General features: G+C 70.2%; 17 protein-coding genes. 6 read left to right on the top strand and 11 right to left on the bottom strand.

Annotated features, from left to right (window positions below; genetic code table 11):
* Window positions 1–21: 21 nt before the first annotated feature.
* The gene (locus ACWDOP_RS36395; protein WP_456348710.1) at window positions 22–1,188 is read right to left on the bottom strand and encodes a DUF3068 domain-containing protein; all 1,167 of its coding nucleotides are present in this window, start codon (window positions 1,186–1,188) and stop codon (window positions 22–24) included.
* Window positions 1,189–1,377: 189 nt separating this feature from the next.
* Here ACWDOP_RS36395 and ACWDOP_RS36390 point away from each other — a divergent pair, with 189 nt between their 5' ends.
* Entirely contained in the window at window positions 1,378–2,628 is a 1,251-nt protein-coding gene (locus tag ACWDOP_RS36390; RefSeq protein WP_456348709.1) for an acyltransferase family protein, read from the top strand.
* 162 nt (window positions 2,629–2,790) lie between these two features.
* Here the strand turns inward: ACWDOP_RS36390 and ACWDOP_RS36385 are convergent, their stop codons facing one another.
* The 5 genes from ACWDOP_RS36385 to ACWDOP_RS36365 all read right to left on the bottom strand — a co-directional run bounded on the left by ACWDOP_RS36385 (window position 2,791) and on the right by ACWDOP_RS36365 (window position 9,781).
* Entirely contained in the window at window positions 2,791–2,916 is a 126-nt protein-coding gene (locus ACWDOP_RS36385; RefSeq protein ID WP_456348708.1) for a hypothetical protein, read from the bottom strand.
* A 76-nt stretch (window positions 2,917–2,992) separates the two neighbouring features.
* A complete protein-coding gene (locus ACWDOP_RS36380; RefSeq protein WP_456348707.1) occupies window positions 2,993–7,654 on the bottom strand; it encodes an alpha-(1->3)-arabinofuranosyltransferase domain-containing protein in 4,662 nt (1,553 codons plus the stop codon).
* Window positions 7,635–7,805, bottom strand: a complete 171-nt coding sequence (locus tag ACWDOP_RS36375; protein ID WP_454204421.1) for a DUF2613 domain-containing protein — start codon at window positions 7,803–7,805, stop codon at window positions 7,635–7,637. Before ACWDOP_RS36375 ends, ACWDOP_RS36380 begins: the two co-directional genes overlap by 20 nt.
* A 326-nt stretch (window positions 7,806–8,131) precedes the next feature.
* The gene (locus ACWDOP_RS36370) at window positions 8,132–9,223 is read right to left on the bottom strand and encodes an isochorismate synthase (RefSeq protein ID WP_456348706.1); all 1,092 of its coding nucleotides are present in this window, start codon (window positions 9,221–9,223) and stop codon (window positions 8,132–8,134) included.
* A 78-nt stretch (window positions 9,224–9,301) separates the two neighbouring features.
* A complete protein-coding gene (locus tag ACWDOP_RS36365) occupies window positions 9,302–9,781 on the bottom strand; it encodes a universal stress protein (RefSeq protein ID WP_454204423.1) in 480 nt (159 codons plus the stop codon).
* A 238-nt stretch (window positions 9,782–10,019) separates the two neighbouring features.
* On the opposite strand from ACWDOP_RS36365, the gene ACWDOP_RS36360 reads away from it, so the two are divergent.
* On the top strand, window positions 10,020–10,466 hold the full coding sequence (locus ACWDOP_RS36360) for a hypothetical protein (RefSeq protein ID WP_456348705.1): 447 nt from the start codon (window positions 10,020–10,022) through the stop codon (window positions 10,464–10,466).
* Window positions 10,467–10,640: 174 nt separating this feature from the next.
* Here ACWDOP_RS36360 and ACWDOP_RS36355 read toward each other — a convergent pair whose 3' ends face one another.
* Window positions 10,641–11,963 carry an acetyl-CoA C-acetyltransferase gene (locus ACWDOP_RS36355; protein WP_454204425.1) on the bottom strand — a complete coding sequence of 441 codons (1,323 nt, stop codon included), beginning with the start codon at window positions 11,961–11,963 and terminating at the stop codon, window positions 10,641–10,643.
* 171 nt (window positions 11,964–12,134) lie between these two features.
* On the opposite strand from ACWDOP_RS36355, the gene ACWDOP_RS36350 reads away from it, so the two are divergent.
* Both ACWDOP_RS36350 and ACWDOP_RS36345 read left to right on the top strand, forming a co-directional pair.
* Window positions 12,135–13,496 carry a 3-oxoacyl-ACP reductase gene (locus tag ACWDOP_RS36350; protein ID WP_456348704.1) on the top strand — a complete coding sequence of 454 codons (1,362 nt, stop codon included), beginning with the start codon at window positions 12,135–12,137 and terminating at the stop codon, window positions 13,494–13,496.
* Window positions 13,496–14,362 (top strand): MaoC family dehydratase, encoded by an 867-nt coding sequence (locus tag ACWDOP_RS36345; protein ID WP_456348703.1) that lies wholly within the window; start codon window positions 13,496–13,498, stop codon window positions 14,360–14,362. The genes ACWDOP_RS36350 and ACWDOP_RS36345 overlap by 1 nt, the downstream gene beginning before the upstream one ends.
* Before the next feature lie 339 nt (window positions 14,363–14,701).
* Here ACWDOP_RS36345 and ACWDOP_RS36340 read toward each other — a convergent pair whose 3' ends face one another.
* From ACWDOP_RS36340 to ACWDOP_RS36330, 3 genes are all read right to left on the bottom strand, one after another.
* Window positions 14,702–15,967: a DUF5685 family protein gene (locus ACWDOP_RS36340; RefSeq protein WP_456348702.1), complete on the bottom strand. Its 1,266-nt coding sequence runs from the start codon at window positions 15,965–15,967 to the stop codon at window positions 14,702–14,704.
* A gap of 101 nt (window positions 15,968–16,068) precedes the next feature.
* Window positions 16,069–16,668, bottom strand: a complete 600-nt coding sequence (locus ACWDOP_RS36335; protein ID WP_454204429.1) for a TetR/AcrR family transcriptional regulator — start codon at window positions 16,666–16,668, stop codon at window positions 16,069–16,071.
* Between the two features lie 107 nt (window positions 16,669–16,775).
* On the bottom strand, window positions 16,776–17,939 hold the full coding sequence (locus tag ACWDOP_RS36330) for a glycoside hydrolase family 3 N-terminal domain-containing protein (RefSeq protein WP_456348701.1): 1,164 nt from the start codon (window positions 17,937–17,939) through the stop codon (window positions 16,776–16,778).
* Window positions 17,940–18,399: 460 nt separating this feature from the next.
* Between ACWDOP_RS36330 and ACWDOP_RS36325 the strand changes: the two genes are divergently transcribed.
* Window positions 18,400–19,674: a hypothetical protein gene (locus ACWDOP_RS36325; protein WP_456348700.1), complete on the top strand. Its 1,275-nt coding sequence runs from the start codon at window positions 18,400–18,402 to the stop codon at window positions 19,672–19,674.
* Entirely contained in the window at window positions 19,675–21,030 is a 1,356-nt protein-coding gene (locus ACWDOP_RS36320; protein ID WP_456348699.1) for a lipase family protein, read from the top strand.
* 237 nt (window positions 21,031–21,267) lie between these two features.
* Here the strand turns inward: ACWDOP_RS36320 and gnd are convergent, their stop codons facing one another.
* A complete protein-coding gene (gene gnd, locus ACWDOP_RS36315; protein ID WP_456348698.1) occupies window positions 21,268–22,296 on the bottom strand; it encodes a phosphogluconate dehydrogenase (NAD(+)-dependent, decarboxylating) in 1,029 nt (342 codons plus the stop codon).
* Between the last annotated feature and the right edge of the window lie 224 nt (window positions 22,297–22,520).

The following is a 22,520-nucleotide window of genomic DNA, read 5'->3' as shown; positions in this document are numbered from 1 at the left end:
CGCTGCGAAGCAGGTCGAAGCCTAGGGCTTCTTGTTGATATCGATCTGCTGTGTCTTGTTGATGTCGATCTGCTCGGTCGGGGCGTCGAAGTTGCCCCGGCCCGGAGCCGGTCCACCGGCGGGAGCCGGCGCGGCGCGACGCGCGGCCGGGCCGTTGTTCGAGCCGCCGAGCACACCGAGCACGATGCCCGCGATCAGGGCCAGCGCGCCGAGCACGCCGAGCACGATCGGGATGGTGCGGCCGTACAGCGACAGCTTGTCGATGTTCTCCTTGGCCACCGCGATCTGCGATTCGACGGTGTTCTCATCGAACATCAGGGTGGCTTCGAGGACGTTCACCTCGGGCTTGTCGCCGGTGCGCGAGTAGAACTGGTGCACCTGCTCGCCGCCCTTGATGACGGTGCCGGTCTGCGGCTCGACCCACAGGTCACGGGTGTTGGTGTACCAGCGGATCATGGTCACCGGGGTCTCGCCGCCCTCGACGCCCCACTTCTCGGCCGGCAGGGCCAGCTTGTTGGTGGGGGAGTTGGCGACGGTCGAGAGATCGGTTACCGGGACCGTCTGCTGAAAGTGGTACACCTTCATGCTGTTGATCTCGGTCTCTTCGATGAAGTTGATGTCGTACGTCTTCCGCACGTTGAGATCGAAGTACGGGTACGCCTTCTTCTCGGTGCCGATCGGGAAGCGGTACTGCAGGCCGGTGTGCTGGACCGGGTCCATCACGCTCTGGCCCTGCTTGTCGACGGTCACGCCGATCGAGCCGTTGGGGCCGCCGTCGACCTCGTCGACCGGCATGCCGTCCTTACGGTCGACGGTGACGCGGTCGATCGAGGCGGTCAGCAGCCCGGTGTCGCCCTGCTTGTCGGTGCGACGCAGGGTCTGACCGGCCTGGATGGTGAGACGCTCGGCGTCCGCAGGATCCTCGACGGTAAGGAAACGCTGCGAGAACAGCGGCACGTTCGTGTCCACCTTGGCCGAACCCGGTCCGGTCAGCGACTTGGCGTCGAGGACCTCGCTCTTGGTTCCGGCCAGGTTGGTCGCAATCGTGGTGATCTGCAGGTCGAGTGGCGTCTTGGCCACCTTGCTCACCGTGTAGGTGGGGATCATGATCGCGGCGACGAGCAACAAAGCACCCAGCCCCACGAGCAGGCAGGCCACCGTCCGTCTGGTCCCGGCACTCAGTGCCATGCAACTTCTCCTCGTCGTCGAACAGGTCGTTCCGATGAGTACTGCGGTCGCCGCGCAGCACTCGTGAGCCCCGACACTAACAGCTCAGGAGCGTTCAGGGTCTCGCCGAGGCAGGAAAACTCCGCGAAACGCCCATAAGTCAAACGCGGGGTGCTCACATGAAGAGGGCACAGGGCACACTGGATCGCGATGACCACGACCCTGCGCCCGCCCTCCGAACCGGTACAACCGGTCGGCTCGGATGCCGCTGTCAGCGGGGAGAGTGCCACCGATCCGGCCGCCGCGACCGCGCCCGCCGGCCCGAATTCCACGATCGCCGCGCCGCTCGACACGCGCTCGATCCGCCGGCCGAACACCTTCGTCCCCGCCCTGGAGGGCATGCGCGCGCTCGCCGCGCTCGGGGTCGTGCTCACCCACGTGGCGTTCCAGACCGGCGCGACCGCGCAGCCGTACATCGGACGCGTCTGGGAACGCTTCGACATGGCGGTCGCGATCTTCTTCGCGCTCTCGGGTTTCCTGCTGTGGCGCCCGCACGCGGCCGCCGCGCGCGGACTGGGCGAGGCGCCCGCCGCGGGCCGCTATCTCTTGCATCGCGCGGCCCGCATCCTGCCCGCCTACTGGGTCGCGGTGTGCGCGGCGCTGATTCTGCTGCCGAGCGCCGCGCACACGGCCGGACTCCGGGTGTGGCTGGCGAATCTGACCTTCCTGCAGATCTATGTGCCGTACACGCTCACCGACGGGCTCACCCAAATGTGGAGTCTCGCCGTGGAAGTCGCCTTCTACGCGGTACTGCCGCTGCTGGCCTTCGCGCTGGTGTGGTTGCGCGGCAATCGAGCTCACCTGCGGGTGCCGGTGGTGCTGGGCATCGCGATTCTGTTCCTGGGCTGGAACCTGTTGCCCGTACCCACTCCCGAGGCGATCAACGCCGACAACTGGCTGCCCGGTTACCTGCCGTGGTTCGGCGCGGGCATGCTGCTGGCCGAGCTCGCGGACGCCGAAGCGCCGCGCTGGCGGCGGTTCGCGGGCGATCTGCGGCTCATGTGGCCGCTGGCGCTGATCGCGTTCCTGCTGGCCACCACCCCGCTGGCCGGTCCGGCCGGTCTCACCCACGGGCAGCCCTGGCAGTACGCCGTGAAGATGGCGCTGGGCGCGATCATCGGCTTCGCGCTGCTGGCGCCCTTGGTATTACGGCCGGAGCGGCGGCATCGCTGGCTCACCGGCGGTCTCGCCGCGATGCTGGGCCGCTGGTCGTACGGCATCTTCATCTGGCACCTGGCGGTGCTGGCCATCGTCTTCCCGGTGTTCGGGATCATCCCGTTCCGTGGATCTTTCGCGCTGGTCTATCTGATGACCATCGCCTTCACCCTGCCCCTGGCCGCGGCCAGCTACGCGCTGATCGAGGATCCGGTGCGCCGCTGGACCCGCCGCCGCTTCGGCTGAGGTTCGGCGCCGATTCAACGGGACGGTTCCGGCGTCGACGTGCGACCGCACGGATGCCGCTGCCCCGGGGCGACGATGACCGCGCCCGGGTGCCCCGGGTGAATGCCGGCCCACGGCAACGGATTCGACAGATGATCCGGTGCGCCGTCGGCGCCCACATCATCAGGTGACAAGTAGATCGCCCAGGGTCGTGAGTGCGTCGAACGCGAATTCCCTTGGTGCGGGCGCGCCGAGTGACCGACCGGAACCCGCGTTGAGCCGGTGCGCCTCGGGCACCTGCGTCGTCATCGGGTGACGAGTGGACCGCACAGCGTAGGGGGTGGATCGAACACGAATTCCCTTGGCGTGGAAGCGCCCGCGCCGATCACGCGGGCGGCGGCAGTGGGGACTCGGTTCGGCGCGAACTCGCCGCGCGGCGGGGGAGTGCCGCCAACCCCACGGCGACGATCGCCACCACGGCGGGCAACTGGGTCCACAGGGAGTCGCCCATATAGCCGGCGGGGGAGCGCCAGGGGCCGGTGGACAGGGCGGCGGCGGAAATCGCTGTCGCCACACCGGCTATCGGGGCGAGTGCGCGGGCGGTGGGCAGCGGGCGGAAGTGGTAGGCCGCGAGTCCCAGTGCGGTGAGCACGATTCCGGTGGGTCCGGCGATCAGTCCGGTTCCCGCCAGGAGGGCGACCGCGCTCAGGGTCCGGCTGTGCCAGGTGCGCGGGGCGGGGCCGTCATCGCGGGCCGGGGTGCGTGCGCCGCGGAAAGCCAGCAGCACCAGGGGAATCAACAGCAGCAGGCCGCCGAAGATGGCGAGGCGGTACCAGCGGTCGGCGGGGAAGGAGATGGTGATCGGGCCGTCCGTGCCGGGCGGCACCAGCCACGCCTGCTGCCAGCCGTCGATGACCAGCGGCTCCAGGGTGCGGCCGTCGGCGGTCTCGGCCTGCCAGCCGACGTTGGTGCTCAGGGGCAGGACCAGGACCCGCGTTCCGGCGGGGGCGCGGACCGCGCCGGGCGCCGCTGTCGCACCGGTGCCGGCATCGGCGTCGGGTTTGGTGTTCGGTGGGGATCCGGCCCCCGGGTCGGAGTCGGCCGGATTCGCGCTGCCCGCATCACCACTGCCTGGTGCGACGCTGCCCGCATCACCGCTGCCTGGTGCGACGCCGCCCGCTTCACCGCTGTCCGGTTCGGCGCGCCGCAAGCGCAGCTCGTCCACGGTGAACAGCGGTGTCGGAGCGACGGTTACATCGACGCGCCCGGCCATGAGGTCGAGGTTGGTCCCGCCGTCCGCGGCGTCGACCGGCAGCTCCTCGTCGAAGGAGGCGCGGCGGCCGTCGTTCGCGTTGTTCAGCGCGGAGCCGCCGTCGGTCTCGGCATCCACGCCCGGGTCCCGGGCCTCCGCGTCGGCGGCGGGCTCCGGTTCTTGCGCCGCGTTAGCGCGAGCCGCCGCGACCTCGTCGGCGGTGCACACGCGCGCGGGAAGCGGCGTGCCGGAACGGAACTGGGCGGCGGTGCCGGTTACCGAGGTGTGCAGCGTGCGTCCCGCGGCGGCGAGGGTCGGCCCGTTCGCGCAGTCGATGGTGAACAGCTGATCCGGGCCCGGCGCGGCCGGGTACTCCGGTCCGAGCACGGTGATCTCGGCGATGCCGGCCGGCTGTTCCTGTGCGAAACCCAGTGCGGTGCGGTCGAGTACCGCGTCCCAGGTCTGAATGCTCACTTCGATGCGATCGGTGACCTGCGGGTACAGCTCGATGCGCGTGGTGGTTCCGGCGGCCGGATCCACTTCGCGCACCTGCGGTCCCGCACCGAGGTTCACCGAGACCGAGGTGGCGTGCGCGGGCAGGTCCCCGCGCGAGGGCGTCAGTTCCAGTCCGGTCACCAGCGCGGGCGCGGGCAGATCGATGGTGAGCGTCGGCTTCGCGCCGGCCGGGGTGCGGACGGTGGTCTCGGGCGCGATCCAGCTGGTGCGCGGGTCGCCGTCGGTGGCGGCGAGCGCGGATCCGCGCGGATCGCCGATGTCGGCCTGGCCGTGGGCGAAGGGCCGGGCCGGGTCGGTGAGCAACCGGTCCAGATCCGGTCCGGGCCGGGCGCGGACCAGGAGTTCGGGGGTGACGGCGAGCGGATCGGGCACGGTCAGGGTGCGTTCGAAGAGCCCGGGTTCCTCGGCCGCGAGCGCGAGCGCCTTGCTGCATCGGACCCGGTCCGGTGCGTCGAAACAGGCACTGCGGCCCGGGAATTCCTGGCCGAGCGCCCAGCCCTGGATGCTCGCGCCGGGCGGGGTGGCGGGCAGGACCACCCGGTGCCGGATGTCGACCCGCGCCGGGTTCTCCCGATCGGCGTAGTCGAACAGCGACAGCTCGCTGATGCCGAATTGCCCGCCGGCGCTGCCGTTCTCGGTGCTCTTCGCGGTGATCTTGATCCAGTCGGTGCGGCCCGGCGGCAGGGACACCGACACCGGCGCACCGGGTTCGGTGACGCGCGCGGCGACCGTGCCCTTGGCGGTGGCGACCTCCAGCCACTTCACCGGACTGCCGATGGCCGCCGCGCTGGTGGTCAGGCGCAGCACCGGGGAGGTGATGGGCTGCTCCAGATCCAGCCGGAGCCACTGTCCCAGCGCGTGTTCGGTGCCGTTGCTGATCCACGCGGTCGCGGGATCGTCGTCCACCACCGCGGCGGTGGAGCTGCCGGGCGCGGCCCCGCCGAGCTGCGTGGCGTCCCCGGCGGAACTGGATACCGTCACCGTGGCTCCGGACCATTCGCCGCGCACGAGTTCGGCGCCGGGCACGGCGTAGTCGGGCACCAGGTTGTGGGTGCGCCGGGGGTCGCCGGGCGCGCGCACCGCGGAGTTGTGATTGTCGACCCGGCCGAAGTCGGTCTCCCGGTCCATGGGCGTGTCGGTGATGGTGACCGCGTCCACCGGCAGTCCCGCGCGGGCGGCGTCGGCCGCGAGCAGCGCCGGGCCGGGGTTCGCGGCGGGGTCGCGGCGCAGGCGTTCCAGGGCTTCGGGCCCGCCCTGCACGACGGGCAGTCCGTCCAGCGCCGTCAGGTAGGCGCCGGGGAACGAGTCCGGTGCGCCGGTGCCCGCGCGCAGGTCGGCGGCGTCGCCGACCGGTCGCGGATCCACGCGGTAGATCTCGACGGGTGGGTACTCCGGCCGCAGGTCCTCATCGGCCACCAGGCCCTCGATGTATCCGGTCTCCACCGGATCGCCGAACTCGGCGACCCTGTGCAGTCCGGGCGAGCCCTCGATCGTCTGGTGCGCGAGCATGGGCCGGGTGGACCGCGAGGTCTCGGGGTCGAGATCGTTGCGCAGCACCAGGATTCCGATGCCCTGCGCGGCCAGGGTCGCCGCCAGTCCTGCCGACGGGCGGCCGTCCGCGAAGAGTCGCTGCACCGAGTCCATGGCGCGAATGGCGCCGGGTGGATTGAGCGGCACCGCGTCACGCACCGCCCACGGGGTGTCGGCCAGCGCCTGCAGCGGCTCGTCGCGGGTCAGACCCCAGACCTGGGAGCCGAACGGCGCGCCGGGCACGATGAGCGCGCGGGTATCGGATGCGTTGCGGGACAACCACTGCGCGGTTTGCTTCCAGTACCCGGGGACCTCCTCGTACGCGCCGCTCGGCGCGAGCTTGCCGGTCCAGGCCAGCGAGGTGGACAGCGTGAGCGCGGTCAGCACGAGCGCGCCGACGGCCACCATGCGATTGCGCTCGGGGTGGGCGAAGGCGTTGCGCCACACCGGCATCGGAACCGACGCGGGCAGCGGCACCCGGCTCAGCAGGTGGGCGAGCCCGAGTACCAGCGGCAACCGGATGAGCGGTTCGAGTTTGTGCACGTTGCGCAGCGGCGCGCCGCCGGAATCCAGGAACAGCCGCACCTGTCCGGCGAACGGCCCGCCCAGCGCGCCCGCGTACCCGGCGCAGATGCCGACCAGCCCGACGCACAGCACCAGCGTGAGCCGTCCGCGAATCGGCATGGAGCGCATGGCCAGTCCGGCGATCCCGGCGGCCGCGAGCATGCCGGTGGCGAGTACCGCGGCCGGCTGGGTGACCAGCACCGCGCCCGCGATGCGTTCGGGGGAGACGAACGGGGTCCAGCTGTCGGTGCCGCGCAGCACCTCACCGAGCGAGGCCCACTGCGTGGTGACCCCGGAGGATTCGATGTAGTCCAGGAAGGGCGGGCTCACCTTGCCCAGCAGCAGCAGCGGGACGACCCACCAGAAGGTGGCCAGTACCAGCAGGGGAATCCAGGCCCGGGTGAAGCGCCACCAGGCGCGGTTGGGGCGGTAGGAGATCCAGAACAGGGCCGCGGGCAGGAACGCGGCGGCGGTGGCGACGGCGTTGACCGATCCCATGAGCGCGAGGGCGAGGGCGCTGCCCGCGGGTGTCGCGGCGCCGCGCCATCGGGACGCCCGCGCGCGGTCGGCCGGGGCCTCCGGTCTGGATTCGGCGGTGCTGTCCGGGCGCTTCGCGCGCAGGCTCATGCCCAGGGCGGCCGGCGCCAGCAGCACCCAGGGCGCGAGCATCATCGGCAGCGTCTCGGAGGAGATGGAGCCGAGGGTGGTCAGCACCCGGGGGGAGAGCGCGAAGGCCGTGGCGGCGATGATGCGGGAGCCGCGGCTGCCGATGCCCAGGATTTCGCAGAGCCGGATGATGCCCCAGAACCCGGCGAGCAGCAGTAGCGCCCACCAGATGCGCTGGGTGACCCAGGCGGGCAGGCCGAGCACGTGCCCGAGGGAGAAGAACGCGCCGTGCGGGAAGAAGTAGCCGTACGCCTGGTTCTGCACCTGGCCCATCGGGGCCTGGCTGCTCCACAGGTGGGAGGCGCGTTCGAGAAAGCCGAGAGGATTCTGCGCGAGGTCGTATTTGGTATCTGCGACCGTGCGGCCGGGGGCCTGCAGAAAGGTCAGCAGGAACGCGGCGAGAAAGGTGCCGAGCAGCCAGCGGCGGCCCAGCGGTTCAGTATTCGGCGACCGGTCCTCGGCCGGACCGGTCGCGGCTGTTGGATCTGAGGTCGGCCGGTCAGCGGGCGCCGTACTCAACGTTGTTGAGCAGCGACGAGGACGGGTCGCCGCCGTTATCGATCTCCGGGCGCGTGTCCTGCGAGGCCGCCATCGTGATGACCAGGACCGCGGCCAGTCCGATCAGGGCGCCACCGGCAGCGCTGGCCACACCGGGAACGGCAAACTTCATCGCGGAACTCCCATACATCGACGCATGCGTAACTCGAGCAAACCTAGCAGACCGCGCCCGCTTTGCCCCGGCTCCGCCGCCCCTGATCTTGGTCGCCAACATTTCAGTTCACCGCCCCCGCCGCAGAGATGCAGGTCACATCCTGTTTCGCGGCGGTTGCGCGGACCGGTCGGCAAGAAATGCGCAGGGGTCGGCGAGAAATGCGTGGACCGACCTGTTTCAGGTGTCGACGCACGCGATCAGGAAGCGACGGGCAGCGGTTCGAGCGGCGGGCGCGCATTTCTTGCCGACCGGCGCCGGTTCACCGCGCATACGAAGCCGACCGGCTACTCCGGCACCGCGCAGTGCAGGCCGCCGAGGAAGGTGCGGAGCTTCGCGGTCGTCTCGACCAGTTCGACCTGCGGGTCCGAGGCCGCGACGATCCCGCCGCCGCCGAAGGCGCGCAGGGTCAGGCCGTCGGCGGCGAGCTCGGCCGAGCGGATCGCGACCACCCACTCCCCGTCGCCGTGCGCGTCGCACCAGCCGACCGCGCCGCCGTAGAACCCGCGGTCCTCTTCCAGATCGACGATCGTGTCCAGGGCCAGGTCGGTGGGTGTGCCGCAGACGGCGGGGGTCGGGTGCAGCAGGACGGCCAGGTCGAGTGCGGTCGGGTGGGGTTCGCGCAGCCGCCCGGTGATGTGGGTGGCCAGGTGCCAGACCTCGGGGGTGTGCAGCAGTTCGGGTTCGGCCGGGATCGTCAGCTCTGCGCAGACGGGGGTGAGCCGTTCGCGAATCCAGTCCACGACGTAGGCGTGCTCTTCGCGATTCTTGCTGCTGGCCAGCAGTTCTCGGGCCTGCGCGGCGTCCGCGTCCGGGTCGGCCAGGCGCGGCAGCGTCCCGGCGAGGGGGCGGAGCGTGACGCTGTCGCCGTGCCGCGCCACCAGGACCTCGGGGGTCGCGCCGAGCAGGGTCTCGCCGGTCCGCCCGGCGGCGGTCAGGTCGACGGCGAACACGTGCGCGCGGGGATGCCGCGTGACCAGGTGCGCGGCAACGACTTCCGGGTCCAGCGGCGCGTCCGCGGCGGCGAGCAGCGAGCGGGCGGCCACCACCTTGCGCAGCGGCGATTCCGGATCACCCAGCTGGGCAACGAGTTTGGCCACCCGCGCCAGGTGTTCGCCCGGATCGGGCAGCTCGGTCACCACGCGCACGGGCGGCAGCGGGGGCAGCGCGGCGGGCCGCCAGGGTCCGGCGGTGTGGGTGTGGCGTTCGGGCGCGACCAGCGCGGCCGGGCGGCGCGGATCGAAGGGCAGGGCGCCGGTGATCACGGATGCGGCGCCCGCGCGCAGAGCCGCTGCGGCGGCGCTCGCGTCATCGAACGCGGCGCGTACACCCGTGGCGCGAACGACGCTGTCCGGCGTCGCGAGCAGGAATCCGTGCATGATGCCTCGACCATAGCCCGCGCGCGCTGCGCCGCGGCCGCCGAGCGACGCACGTCTCAACGTGCGCCGCCGCCGCTCTCAGCGCGCCGGTTCGCGCCCGGGCGGTACCAGCAGCACCGGCCGGTGACAGTGTTTGAGCACCGCGTCGGCGACGCTGGAGTGCAGCAGCGCCCGGATCCCGGTCTGCCCCCGCGTGCCCGCGACGATGATGTCGACGTTCAGTTCGTCCGCCACCTCGACGATGGCGTTCCAGATGGTGGTGGTGCACTCGGCGGTGCGCGCCTCGGCGTTGAGCCCGGACAGTTTGGCCAGCCGCACGCCCTCGGTGTTGATCGACTTGGCGTCGGTGTAGGCGACGTCCTCGATCTCGTCGTCGGGCATCCATTCGGGCTGCATGACCCCCGACAACCCGGAGAGGCGAGCGGTCTGGCGCACCATGGGCTCCCACGCGGTGAGCACGACGGCCTTGTCGGCGGACAGGAAGCGGCCGGCGTATTCGACGGCGCGGCGCGCGTTCTCGGACCCGTCGTAGGCGATGAGCATCAGATCACAGGGCATTGCGAACCTCCTGGTGGGAAGGCATCCACTGCCGAGGTTACCCCGCTTCGCGGTCCGTACGCGGACCTCGAGCCGCCGTGCCGCGTCGCGTCAGTCCACAGTTTGCGAACGATTCACCCATTCCTGTGGCGGGATCCGCGACCCCGGTTTTCACTGACTGTGTCGGCATGCCGCCGGCAATCGACTTCGCTGGCGCCGATCAGCCGTCGCTGGAGCTGTGCCGAACGAGGGGTGGAGTGTGCGGTTGGACGAGCTGACGACGCCGCAGGAGTGGGCGCGGGTGTATCGCTCGCTGTTCGGTCTGCCGCATGTGCACGTGACGACGCCGGGGTTCGTGGTGCTGCCCCTGGTGGATACGATCGCGGCCCTGAACACCCCGGAATCGTTGGGGGCCTTGCTACTCGACGAGTTGACCACGCGCGGCGTGCCGTGCCCGGTGCTGGTGCGCGAGCGCCCGCCGCGGCGTACCTTCCTCTGTGTCTTCGACGGTTACCCCGGCGCCGAGTACCTGGAGCGCATGGAACGCGCGGGTGTCGACATCGGCCCGCATCGCAGTAACGTCATCCTGCCCACGGGATTCGGCCGTCACACCCACGAGGGCCGCTGGTGGGCGCAGGCCCCCGAACGCGATGCCTCGCTGCCGCTGCTGTCGGAGGTGCTGGACGCCGCGGGCACGGTGTTGTGATCGCCGGGCCCGTGCGGTAACTCCGGGGAACCGTGATCGGTGTCCGCCGACCCGAATCCTTCGATCCCACCCACTGATTCGCCCGCCGAACAGCGAAAAGCGGTGTCCGATCCGGAAATCCGGATCGAACACCGCCCTCGTGCGTACCGTGACACCCCGTGCGGGGCGCGGTGGCTAGCGCTCGACGATGGCGACGACGCCCTGGCCGCCGGCGGCGCAGATGGAGACCAGCGCCCGGCCGCCGCCCTTCTCGGCCAGCATCTTCGCGGTGGAGGCGATGATGCGGCCGCCGGTGGCGGCGAACGGGTGGCCCGCGGCGAGCGAGGAGCCGTTGACGTTGAGCTTGCTGCGGTCGATGGAACCCAGCGCGCCGTCCAGGCCCAGGCGCTCCTTGCAGTAGGCGTCGGACTCCCAGCCCTGCAGGGTCGCGAGCACCACGGAGGCGAAGGCCTCGTGGATCTCGTAGTAGTCGAAGTCCTGCAGCGTCAGGCCGTTTCGGGCCAGCATGCGCGGCACCGCGTAGGTCGGGGCCATCAGCAGGCCGTCGGGGCCGTGGATGTAGTCGACCGCGGCGACCTCGGAGTCCACCAGGTAGGCCAGCGGCGAGAGGTTGCGCGCGGCGGCCCACTCGTCGGTGGACAGCAGCACCGCGGACGCGCCGTCGGTGAGCGGGGTGGAGTTGCCCGCGGTCATGGTGGCGTCGCCCAGCTTCACGCCGAAGACCGGCTTGAGGGTCGACAGCTTCTCGATGGTCGAGCCCGGACGCAGGTTGTCGTCGCGGGTCAGCCCGAGGAACGGGGTGATGAGGTCGTCGAAGAAACCGCGGTCGTAGGCGGCGGCCATGTTCTTGTGCGAGAGGTAGGCCAGCTCGTCCTGCGCGTCGCGGGCGATGCCGAATTCCTTGGCGGTGATGGCGGCGTGCTCGCCCATCGACAGCCCGGTGCGCGGCTCGGCGTTGCGCGGGATCTCGATGCCGACCATGGACGGGCGCAGGCGGCCGACCAGCTTGGCGTAGTCCTTGTTGTTCTTGGCGCGGTTGGCGTCGAGCATCCACTCGCGCATGGACTCGCTCACGCCGATGGGGGCGTCCGAGGTGGTGTCGGTGCCGCCGCCGATGCCGGATTCGAAGCGGCCCAGCGCGATTCCGTCGGCGACGGTCTGGATGGACTGCAGGCCGGTGCCGCAGGCGAGCTGCAGGTCGTGCGCGGGGGTGTACGGGGAGAGGGTGGAGCCGAGCACGCTCTCGCGGATCATGCCGTGCTCGCCGACGCGCTTGAGGACCGCGCCGCCGACGACCATGCCCAGGCGCTCGCCCTGCAGCCCGAAGCGGCTGACGAGGCCGTTCAGCGCCGCGGTGAACATGTCCTGGTTGGAGGCGTGCGCGTACTTGCCGTCGGAGCGGGCGAAGGGAATCCGGTTACCGCCGAGGATCGCGACAGGCTTGGCCTGCTTGGCGGACTTGGCCGCGGGCTTCGCCGAACGGGCTTTGGTGGTCACTCGAGTCTCCAGTGTCTCGTCGGGTGGATGTCCGCACTCGCACGGTCCCGCGGGACCGGCAGCAGTCGGTTTACATTAAACTTACTCTGGAGTAAGTTAGTTTGTCGACACCGTACCCCGCAAATGTGCGCAACACCGCCCCCGGGGCCTGGACAAGAGAAGGTAGGAACTGTGGCAGCCAGCAAGAGCAAGGGCGCTCCCAACCTGTACGGATCTTTCATTCACTCCGCGCCCGGCGCGTTCCTGGCGAGCAAGCTCGGGCTGCCGCAGCCGGAGAGCCTGCGCCGCTACGTCGCGGGCCAGCCCGCCCTGCCGGGTCCGGTGCTGATCGGCGGTAAGGGCCGCGTCGCCGACGCCGCGCGCAACCTGCTCTCGGCCGACTACACCTTCGTCGACTCGGTCACCCAGGGCGTGAAGTTCGGCGCGCTCGTGTTCGACGCCACCGGGATTCGCACCATCGAAGAGCTGCAGCAGCTGTTCGAGTTCTTCCAGCCCGCGCTGCGCAGCCTGGCCGGCTCCGGCCGCGTCGTGGTCATCGGCACCACCCCCGAGCTGACCGCCTCGGTCGACGAGCAGATCGCCCAGCGCGCGCTCGAGGGCTTCAGCCGGTCCATCGCCAAGGAACTGCTCAAGGGTTCCACCGGCAACCTGGTCTACGTGCACCCGGAGGCCGCCGCGACCGCCACCGGCGTCGAGTCCACCCTGCGCTTCCTGCTCTCGGCCAAGTCCGCGTTCGTCGACGGCCAGGTCTTCCGCGTCGGCAAGGACGACGCCGTCGCTCCCGCCAGCTGGGACAAGCCGCTCGAGGGCAAGGTCGCGGTCGTGACCGGCGCCGCCCGCGGCATCGGCGCCACCATCGCCGAGGTCTTCGCCCGCGACGGCGCGACCGTCATCGTCGCCGACATCCCGGCCGCCGGTGAGGCGCTGTCCGAGACCGCCAACAAGGTCGGCGCGACCGCCTTGGCGCTGGACGTCACCGCCCCCGACGCCGCGGAGAAGCTGGCCGCCTTCGCCACCGAGCGCTTCGGCGGCATCGACATCGTCGTGCACAACGCCGGCATCACCCGCGACAAGCTGCTCGCGAACATGGACGAGGGCCGCTGGAACTCGGTCATCAACGTGAACCTGGCTGCCCCGCACCGCATCACCGAGGGCCTGGTCGCCTCCGGCGCGCTGCGTTCGGGCGGTCGCGTCATCGACGTGTCCTCCATCGCGGGCATCGCGGGCAACCGCGGCCAGACCAACTACGGCGCCTCCAAGGCCGGTGTGATCGGCATGGTCAACGCCGAGGCCCCGAAGCTGGCCGAGAAGGGCATCACCATCAACGCCGTCGCGCCCGGTTTCATCGAGACCGCGATGACCGCCGCGATCCCGCTGGCCACCCGCGAGGCCGGCCGCCTGATGAGCTCGCTGCTGCAGGGCGGTCAGACCGTCGACGTCGCCGAGACCATCGCCTACTTCGCGTCCCCGGCGTCGAACGCGGTGAGCGGCAACATCGTTCGCGTCTGCGGCCAGAGCCTGATCGGCGCGTGATGAGCCAGACCATCACGCTCGGCGAGGTGCCGAAGAACTCCAGCCTGTTCGTCAAGGCCGCGCTCGGCGCGGTCCCGGTGCCGGGCCTGTCCAACCGGCCCTCGACCCTGCCCGACCGGGTCGTGCGGCTGGAGGGCTTCCAGGTCGATCCGAATCACCTGGCTGCCTACTGCAAGGCCACCGGCCTGCGTTTCAACGATTCGCTGCCGCTGACCTACCCGTTCGTGCTGAGCTTCCCGCTCGCCATGCAGCTGGTCGTCGCCCGCGACTTCCCGTTCGTGGCGGTCGGCGCGGTGCACGCGAAGAACGTCATCGAGCGCACCCGCGAGATCTCGGTCTCCGAGCCGCTCGATTTCCGGACGCACATCGAGAACCTGCGCGAGCACCCCAAGGGCCTGATGGTCGACGCGATCACCGAGGTGAGCGTGGGCCGGGAACAGGTGTGGCGGCAGGTCACCACCTTCCTGCACCAGCAGCGCACCTCGCTGTCCGGCGGGCCCAAGCCCGAGCCGGTCCCGGACGAGGTGCCGCCGGCGCCGCTGCGCGCGCTGCGGGTCGATCAGAAGACGATCACCCGGTACGCGGGCGCGTCGGGCGACCACAACCCGATCCACACCTCGGGTCTGGGCGCGAAGGCCTTCGGTTTCCCGAAGCCGATCGCGCACGGCATGTGGTCCGCGGCCAACATCCTGTCCAACATCGAGGGCCGGATTCCCGAAAAGGCCACGTACGAGGTCAAATTCGGCAAGCCGATCTTCCTGCCGTCCACGGTCAACGTGTACGCGGACAAGGTCGAGGGCGGCTGGGATCTGGCGCTGCGGAACCCCAAGAAGGGGTTCCCGCACCTGACCGCCACCATTCGCTGATCGATCGCCGCGGCGCGGGGACGGACTCTCCGCGCCACGGCGATCGACGCGCCGGGATTCGTCCCCGCCGCGCCGATGGCACACCGAGGCCATCGGCGCAGGTGGGGAGTGGCGACATCGAGACAGATGCGCCGACGACCCGGGGTCGCGCTGTGCGGGTGGTCACCGATCGACCACGAAGCACTCGAACCACGGGTATGGTTCGGGCCGCCGACAGCGTCGGCCCCACGGGGTGGGGCGAGAGCCGCGCACCGATTCACCACCGTATGTCGCCACGCAGGGGTTTCGACATCCGGAACGGGGAGCGGTGTGCGGCTTTTACGTATGTGGACGTGCCCGTCAGCAGTCGCAGCCGCACCCGCAGCCGTCACCGCAGCAGCAACCGTCGCCACAGCAGCAGCCGTCACCGCAGCACCCGCAGCCGTCGCAGCCGCACTCGGCGCAGTCGCACCCGCCGCGATTGATCCAGGAGTCCTTGCGCCGCCCGCTGCACGGGCGGGTGTGCTCGGCGCAGCACGCGTAGCCGGTGCAGTACTGGCCGAGGATGATGCCGATGCCCTCCAGCAGGGACGGCCCGCCCGGCCCGGCGTGGTTGGTCACCGTCGCCGGGGCGATTCCGGTGATCGGCAGCAGCGCCGCCGCCTCGACCTCGAAGACGGGATGGTTCCCGGCCTCCTCGGTGGCGCGGTGCGCACCGCAGGCCCGGGTACCGCACACGTGCGCCGCGCCCGCGCCCAGCTTGCGAACGACGCCGCGCAGCGGATCGAGCAGCATCCAGCGCACCGTGCCGACGCGCTCCAGGCCGACGCTGGTCAGCGCGGACAGCAGCAGCGAATTCGATTCGCGCAGTAGGGCGTGCGCCTGTTCGGGCGTGGTCCCGGTCGCGGCCAGCGGATTGAACTTGCCCGCGGCGACATCGCGATCGAAATCCTCGATAGCATCGGCCAGGTGCGCGATCCGGCCGAAATGCCAACCGGCGGTGCGCAGGGCGTCCGCGTTCTCGGGACGGCCGGCCAGAATCGCGGTGTGCGCGAACAACTCTCCGGCGCACAGCTGGGTGGGGGCGGTCAGTCGCAGCAGCGCTCCCCGGTCGGCCGGTCCCGCGTGTACCCCGTGCGCGGCGGCGGCCTGTTCCAGCGCGGTCTGCGATTCGATGGCCGCGACCAGCGGTGCGATGTCGAGGCCGATGCCCGCCGCCGCCCGTTCGGCCTGCGCGTGCCAGCGACCCGACACCCGGGTGAGCGGGCGGGCGGTCCCGCGCGCGGTGTCACCGTCCGCGACGTGATCGCGAATCTTGGCCGCGCCCAACAGCAGTGAGGCGGTGGTCGCGAGCCGGACGCCGGGCGAATCGGCGGGCGCGACACTCGCGCGCCGCATGCCGCGCAGCGGGCAGGGGCCCGCTGCGGTGCGGGCGGTGGGCGTCGTCTGCTGCGCCTCGGTGAGCACCCCGAGCACGATGGCGTCGGTGTTGGTGGCCGCGCGGGCGAGCTGGCCGTGCCCGTCCCGCAGGCCCAGGCACAACCCGCACATCTGGGTCTGCCACGACCCGGCGTCCATGCCGTATTTCCCGGCGCCGTGCAGACAGGGTTTGAGCAGCCCGAACATGGTGTATCCCCATCCCCGGCCGGCGGTACCCCGGCCGTCCCGCGACACGATTCCGATCGAAACTGTGGCAGGTGACGGTGCCCTCGGCAACCCGATCGGGGCTAAATGTCCTTCTTCTTGCCCGCGAGGCCGCGCCAGGCCAGATCGTCGAGCAGATCGACGGCCTCGGCCATGTCGACGGTGCCGGCGGCGACGCGGTCGGCGATGGCCTCACCGGCCCCGATCACGGCCACCGACACCACTTCGAAATTGGTGCCGGGCTCGGCGTATTTCGCGCTGGATTCCAGCAGTTTCGCGGTGAGTTCGATGACCCGGTCGCGGCTGTTGGAGATTTCCGAGGCGAAAGGCTGCTGGCCCAGCGCCTGGCGGTAGAGCACCTGCCAGGACAGGCGATTCTGATCCACGTAGGAAAGGAAGGCCTCGAGTCCGGCGCGCAATTGTTCGTGCGGGCTGAGTTTCGGATTGCCCGCCACCGCGACCGCTTCGATGAAGCGCATGCTCTCGCGGTGGATGCACGCCCGGAAGAGTTCGTCCTTGGAGCCGTAGTACAGGTACAGCATGGGCTTGGAGATCTTCGCCTCGGCGGCGATCGAGTCCATGGACGTGTCGTGATAGCCCTTGCGTGAGAAGACCTCCACGGCTGCGTCGAGCATCTGTTGCTCGCGCACAGCGCGCGGTAGCCGTTTCGTTCCGCCAGCCATCCACTCTCCTAGACCGTGCTGTACACGTCTGCTTTTACACGTCGAACCCCTATCTTACTCCAAGGTAAGTTCCGCCAGTGCGAATTGCCGGTGATTCGCCGGGACGGTCAGCAGGTGGGAGCGGTGCCCTTGAACTTTGCCATGCGCAGTACCGAGGCATCCACCTGAGTTCCCGGTAGGCGGCCGGCGCTCACGGCCTGCTCCAGCCGGTCCAGCACCGAGGTGACGGCGTCGGTGGTGATCCACAGGGCGTTGTCGGCCCCCGCGACCAGCGCGGCTTCCACCGCTTCCTCGATGCTCATGCGGCTGGTGATGGCCGCCATGCCGCCGAGGTCGTCGGTGAAGATCACGCCGTCGAACGGGGCGGCGCCGTAGCCGGTGCCCTGGCGCAGCAACTGCATGACCTGCGGGCTGATGCTGGCCGGGATGTTCGGCTCGGTGAGCCCGGGCACGTCCAGATGCCCGATCATGACGGCCGCTCCGCTACCGATCAGCGTCCGGAAGGGCACCAGATCCCGGTCCTGCAGCTCGGCGAGCGGGGGTGTGCGCACCGCGCCGGTGTGCGAATCGCCCGAGCCCGCGCCGTGGCCGGGGAAGTGCTTCATGACGCTGCCGACGCCCGCGTCCTTCAGGGCGCGAATGTAGGCGTCGGCGTACGCGACGACGACATCGGGCTGATCGGAGAAGGAACGATCGCCGATGACGCTGTCCGCGGGCTGGCTGCTCACGTCGACGTCGGGTGCGAAGTTGACGGTGACGCCGTAGGACTTCAGCTTCTTCGCGCGGTCGAGGCTGAAGGTGTAGAACTCCTCCGGGCTCATCTCGTCGACGGTTTCCCGCGCCGACGGCGCTTCGCCGATCAGGTTGCGCACCCGCGAGACTCGGCCGCCCTCCTCGTCGATGGTCACCATGAGCGGGGTCCGGGAAGCGGCCTGGACCTGGTCGATCTGATGATCGGCCAGCAGCGAGGTCTCGGTCCACCCGCCGACGAAGATGCCGCCGATCTGTTCGGTGCGCACCACGTTCTCGGCGTCGGCGGCGCCGGTGACGCCGACCGTGAGCAGCTGCGCCAGCTTCTGCCGCAGCGAGAACTGCGACAGGTAGCCGGCGGCGCAGTCCCGCGGCGCGGTGCCGGGCGCGGCCGAGGTCGCGGCGGATCCGGTTGTGGTTCCGGCGGATTCGGTCGTGGAGGTGGTCGTGCTGCTGCCACCGGAGCAGGCGGTCAGCACCACGGTGGTCATTGCGAGCACGAGGACCGGAAGGGTGCGCATAACGTCCGACCGTAGCGACCCGCCGCCGCCGGTGGCTATCGCGGCACACGTGTCGCGCCGGGAACGGCGGGGACGAGGGGTGCGGAGCGGGCCCGGCGGGGTGCTCCACGGGGTTCGGGTGCGGTGCCCGGAACGCGAGGCCGGGTCCGGGGCATGCCCCGGCGTTACATGTTCAAACGGAGTTCGTGGGAAATCCCACATGTAATAGCAAATATGTGGCGATTAACACAGTGGCAATTTTACTAATCGCTGCGGGCGTGGGTAGCGTGCCCCTTTGCATAGCTAATTATCAGGTTCAGCTGCGCAAACGCATTCTCCGATCTGCTGCAGGGGGCTTCGCGAATCGCGAGTGGCGGACGGTAAACGAAGGGGTCGTGGTCCCGGTCCGGAATATTGCAGCTGAACAGCTAATTGCGAGTTTCGGGTCGGGCAGGGCGAAGAACAGAAGGACTGGATCACTATGCGTATCGGCGCAATGTTGCGCACTGCCGCGCTGGGTGTGGCGGCTACGGTCGGGCTCGGGCTCGCGACCGTCACTCCGGCGACGGCAGCCACCGTGGATCGCTATCTCGATCTGCCGCTGGTCAATCGGGACGCCGCACAGGCGCCCGGCGGGGTCAACGCCGCCCTGCCCTACGACCGGGACGAACTCGGCCGGCTGCTCGAAGAGGCTCGCGCCCAAGGTATTCCACCCTCCCGCTACGCCGCGCTCCTCTACCAGTACTGGCTGGTCGACGCGACCGGCAAGGCCGGAATCGAGCTGAGCTCCTGGGATCCGCGCGCCGGCGTCGCCGCCAACCGCGAGAACCTGATCAGGTCCTACCGCTACTACGAGGATCTCCAGCTCGCGCATCGCGAACTCCAGTGGGCGGGCATGGGCGGTCAGGTCGGGGCCGACTTCGGCGGCGGGCTCATCGATTTCGAGCTGATGGGCGGGGACCTCTACGGCCTGCCCGGCCTCGCGGACGCCGCGCACACCGTGCTCGGCGCGGTGCGGCAGACCGCCGGGGACGCCGCGGTGGAGCTGCTGCCGAGCGGACTGCGCGCGCTGGCGAACGCCGCGCCCGCCATCACGCCCGAGGACGTGCGCCACGTCATCGGGATGATCCTGGTGATGCAGAAGAACATCTTCTCCGACCTGATGCCCATGCACGACGCCTACGTCACCGGTGGCCTGCCCGCCCTGCGCGAGTTCGAGGCCGCAGGTCTGTTCGGCGCCGACATCATGGCCGCCTGGACCGACGTCGCCTCCGGTGACGCCGACCGGATCGCCGCGGGCAATCGCGCGCTGCTGCGCCGCGAACAGGGCTGGGTGGTCGCCCGGCAGTGGGACGAAGTCCGTTCGTACAAGGGCGATATCGGCGCGGCCATGACCTACGCGACCGGCGCGGCCGGGTCGCCGTCCGTGGCGGGCGTGGTGCCGCCGCGCGAGTTCCACCCGGTGCGCGTCCCGTTCACCACCGCCGACGGTCGGCCCGCGCTGCTGACACTGCCGCTGCCGGACTGGGATTGGTCGGTCTTCGAGTCCCGCTGGGACTACATCGGCAGCGAACTGCTGCCCAAATACCGCTATCAGGTCGAGAACAACTGGCCCGCACTGGAATCGGCCATGCGGACGCCGTACGAGGTGCAAATGGAATCGAAACGACCGCTGCTGAACATGCCGCAGCTGCTGTCCTCCGCCGCCGGTGAACTGCGGGTCACCGTCCTTGCCCCGGAAGCGGCGGTGAGCTAGATGTCGCGCTGGAAACTGCCCGCCGTCCTGCTGGTCGCGGCCCTGACCCTGGCCGGGGTCGCCACCGGCGCGACCACCGTGCTCGCCGAGCCGGCCGCCGAGGCGCCCGTCAACGAGGTGCCCGGCCTGGACCGGGTGTTCAACGGTTTCGTCATCGGCACCCTGAACACCGCCGAGAACGCTACGCCCGAAGAGAAATTCGAGGCGCTGCTCGCGAATGATCCCTTCTATCAGGAGCCCCCGCTCACGGGCCGCGAGCAGCCCGGCGACATCCTGAAGGCGAAGCCGGTCGACGTCATGTTCCTGGGCGTGAAGCCGCGAACCGTCGCGGCGTACAAGCTCATGTACGTGACCACCGCGCCGGACGGCGTCACCCCGGTCATCAGCACCGGAATCCTGATGATTCCCAAGGACGGCAGGCCCGACGCCGAGCGCCGGCTCATCTCCTACCAGGAGGCCAACGACAGCGTCGGCTGGTCGTGCCATCCGAGCACCCAGTGGACCGGCGGCGCGCCGCTGGACGGCTCGTCCTGGTCGGCGCTGGGCCCGCTGGCGCTCATGTTCGACAAGGGCTACGCGGTCATGATCTCCGACGTCGGCAACGACGCGGATCGCGATCCGCACGGCGTCTTCGTCGGCACCTATGCCGGGCACGCCCAATTGGACGGCGCCCGTGCGGCGCTGGCGCTACCCGAGTCGGGGCTGGACCCCGCCGCGCAGATCGCGCTGTTCGGCATCGCGGGCGGCGGTGTGGGAGCGGCCTTCTCGGCCGAGATGGCCCCGGCCTACGCGCCCGAGCTGAACATCAAGTCCACGGTCATGGAGGGCATGGTCGTGGATCCGGCCAACTTCATGCGCGTCACCAGCGGTTCCGTCGGCTCGGGCTTCGCGCTGGCCACCCTGCTCGGGCTCGAACCCTGGTACCCGGAGATGCGGGTCAACGACAAGCTCAATCCGGCCGGGCAGGCGCTGGCCAACTTCTACCGCACCCAGTGCCAGGTGCCCGCCTACTTCGGGCTCCCGTTCGTGCCGATGGAGGCGCTGTTCACCTCGGGCCTGAACCCCGCGGACGAACCGGACTTCCAGGAGGCGTTCCGGAACAACATCCTGGGGCGCAACGGAACTCCGCGTTCCAAAATCATGATCTCGTCCTGTGCGAAGGACGATTCGCCGATGTCCCTGGTGCCCGCCAAGGATGCCCGGGATCTGGCCGACACCTATCGGTCGCAGGGCGCGGACGTGACCTACGCGCCGACCGACTGCAGCATGGAGCGCTTCATCACCGACATGTACGGCTGGGGCGTGGACCTTTTCGGCATGCAGACCATCGACTGGATCGACCGCAATTTCGACTGATAAGGAGTATCGCCGTGATGGCAATCGTGGATGGCCTGGTCTATCTGCTCACCTTCGGACCGCTCGCGGTGGCGAAGATGGCGGCCCAGGCGCTGGGTCTGTGACCCGAGGGTAAGGATTCGAACGACGTGGCTCCCCGGCCGATCGGCCGGGGAGCCACTGTCGTCTGTGGAGCGGGTCGAAAAGTCTTGCCGCCCGCCGTGGTTCGTGGCGCGGGCCGCGACTTCCGCCGTGCGCCTACTGTTTCGGCAGTTCGTGATGCCCGCCGAACGCCTGCCGCATGGCCGAGAGCACCTTGTCGGCGTACAGCGACTCCCCGCGCGAGGAGAACCGCTGGAACAGCGCCGCGGCCAGCACCGGCGCGGGGACGCCCTCGTCGATGGCGGCGTCCAGGGTCCAGCGGCCCTCCCCGGAGTCCGAGACCCGGCCGCCGAAGGAGTCCAGGTTCGGATCGGCGTGCAGCGCCGCCGCGGTGAGGTCCAGCAGCCACGACGCGACCACCGATCCGCGCCGCCACACCTCGGTGACCTCCGGGACGTCGATGTCGTACCGGTAGAGCTCGGGGTGCTCCAGGGGCGTGACCTCGGCCGAGTGCTCGGTCTCGGTCGCGGTGCCGATGTCGGCCCGGTGCAGGATGTTCATACCCTCGGCGTAGGCGGCCATGGCCCCGTATTCGATGCCGTTGTGCACCATTTTCACGAAGTGCCCGGCCCCGGCCGGACCGCAGTGCAGGTAGCCCTGTTCGGCCTGGGACGGCGCCCCGGTCCGGCCCGGGGTGCGCGGCGCGGCCTCGACGCCGGGCGCGATGGATTTCAGCAGCGGATCCAGGTATGCGACCGGGTCCGGCTCCCCGCCGATCATCAGGCAGAAGCCGCGTTCGAGACCGAACACGCCGCCCGAGGTGCCGATGTCGACGTAGTGAATACCTTTGGGCCGCAGATCTTCCGCGCGCCGGATGTCCTCGTGGTAGCGGCTGTTGCCGCCGTCGATGACGATGTCCCCGGGTTCGAGCAGCTCGGCGAGTTCGGTGATCACCGCGCCGGTCGCGCCGGCCGGGATCATCACCCACACCACCCGCGGCACCTCGAGCGCGGCCACGAATTTCGCGAGGTCGGTGGTGCCGGAGAAACTCGCGCCCAATTCGGCGGTGAGCGTGTCGATCTGCGGGGTGTGACGTTCGTACCCGACGGCGGTGTGCCCGTCCCGGACGATGCGGCGCACGATGTTGCCGCCCATCCGGCCGAGCCCGATCATTCCGAGCTGCATTCCGGTCTCCTCGAGTGGTCCCGAGCCTCGTCGTTCCCAGGCTCTGCCTGTGTGCGAGCGGGCGGGGCCCGGCTCGCATCGCGAACTGTCTCGATTGTCCCAGTCGAAGTCGCCGGAAGTTTTTTCGCCACTCGCGCGGATGGGATGTAACGACCCCGGACGTGCCCCGATAGACGGGGTGGCTCCGTGCTGTTGCCAGACCCCCGACCCGGCAACCGCACGGG

This window comes from Nocardia sp. NPDC003693, from assembly GCF_053981095.1.
Note: the sequence above shows the minus strand (reverse complement) of the source record. Positions and strands in the feature narration are given on the sequence as shown.

Bases quoted from the DNA above. Each gene is read 5' to 3' on its own strand.
- ACWDOP_RS36395 (WP_456348710.1), bottom strand. From the start codon at position 1,188: ATGGCACTGAGTGCCGGGACCAGACGGACGGTGGCCTGCCTGCTCGTG.
- ACWDOP_RS36390 (WP_456348709.1), top strand. From the start codon at position 1,378: ATGACCACGACCCTGCGCCCGCCCTCCGAACCGGTACAACCGGTCGGC.
- ACWDOP_RS36385 (WP_456348708.1), bottom strand. From the start codon at position 2,916: ATGACGACGCAGGTGCCCGAGGCGCACCGGCTCAACGCGGGTTCCGGT.
- ACWDOP_RS36375 (WP_454204421.1), bottom strand. From the start codon at position 7,805: ATGAAGTTTGCCGTTCCCGGTGTGGCCAGCGCTGCCGGTGGCGCCCTG.
- ACWDOP_RS36370 (WP_456348706.1), bottom strand. From the start codon at position 9,223: ATGCACGGATTCCTGCTCGCGACGCCGGACAGCGTCGTTCGCGCCACG.
- ACWDOP_RS36365 (WP_454204423.1), bottom strand. From the start codon at position 9,781: ATGCCCTGTGATCTGATGCTCATCGCCTACGACGGGTCCGAGAACGCG.
- ACWDOP_RS36345 (WP_456348703.1), top strand. From the start codon at position 13,496: ATGAGCCAGACCATCACGCTCGGCGAGGTGCCGAAGAACTCCAGCCTG.
- ACWDOP_RS36340 (WP_456348702.1), bottom strand. From the start codon at position 15,967: ATGTTCGGGCTGCTCAAACCCTGTCTGCACGGCGCCGGGAAATACGGC.
- ACWDOP_RS36335 (WP_454204429.1), bottom strand. From the start codon at position 16,668: ATGGCTGGCGGAACGAAACGGCTACCGCGCGCTGTGCGCGAGCAACAG.
- ACWDOP_RS36330 (WP_456348701.1), bottom strand. From the start codon at position 17,939: ATGCGCACCCTTCCGGTCCTCGTGCTCGCAATGACCACCGTGGTGCTG.
- ACWDOP_RS36325 (WP_456348700.1), top strand. From the start codon at position 18,400: ATGCGTATCGGCGCAATGTTGCGCACTGCCGCGCTGGGTGTGGCGGCT.
- ACWDOP_RS36320 (WP_456348699.1), top strand. From the start codon at position 19,675: ATGTCGCGCTGGAAACTGCCCGCCGTCCTGCTGGTCGCGGCCCTGACC.
- gnd (WP_456348698.1), bottom strand. From the start codon at position 22,296: ATGCAGCTCGGAATGATCGGGCTCGGCCGGATGGGCGGCAACATCGTG.